General features: G+C 55.4%; 1 protein-coding gene. It reads left to right on the top strand.

All coding sequences use genetic code 11. From position 1 onward, the window contains the following. Positions 1-702, top strand: a 702-nt coding sequence (locus tag GPK83_RS12125; protein ID WP_215704890.1) for a tetratricopeptide repeat protein, incomplete at both ends; no start/stop codon positions are given.

The raw sequence follows: 702 nt of genomic DNA, 5'->3' as shown, positions 1-702 counted from the left end.
CTGCTATGAAAAGGGCCGCGGCGTGGAGCAGAGTTGGGAGCAGGCCTTTTCCTGGTATCGCAGAAGTGCGGAGTGCGGCAATCCGGTTAGCATGAGCAATCTGGGCTTGTGCTATCAAATGGGATATGGCGTGGAGCAGAATTGGCAGGAAGCCATAAAATGGTATGAGCAGGGCGCACAGTGTGGCGATTTGCAATCCATGCATAATCTGGCATGCTGCTACGAGGGCGGCGAAGGCGTGGAACAGAACGAAGACAGGGCGTTTTACTGGTATCGCCGCAGTGCCGAAGGCGGCAACGGCAGTGCCATGTGCAATCTTGGCCGGTGCTATAAAAGGGGATATGGCGTGGAGCAGAATTGGCAGGAAGCCGTAAAATGGTATGAGCAGGGCGCACAGTGTGGCAATTTGCAATCCATGCATAATCTGGCATGCTGCTACGAGCACGGCGAAGGCGTGGAACAAAATATGACGGAAGCGATCCGTTGGTATACTGCTGCCGCCGAGGGCGGAAATGCTGATGACATGTATGAGCTCGGCTGGCAGTACGACCACGGCGAAGGCGTGGAACAGGATATGAAAAAGGCAATTTGCTGGTACGAACGAGCAGCAGAGCAGAACCATCCGGCTGCCATGAATAGCCTGGGCGAATGTTATGCGATGGGACGGGGCGTGCCGCGGGATTTGGAAACGGCCATGGAATG

It is taken from the genome of Clostridium sp. MCC328 (genome assembly GCF_018785465.1).
Taxonomy (GTDB): Bacteria; Bacillota; Clostridia; order Lachnospirales; family Lachnospiraceae; genus Pilosibacter; species Pilosibacter fragilis.
Note: the sequence above shows the minus strand (reverse complement) of the source record. Positions and strands in the feature narration are given on the sequence as shown.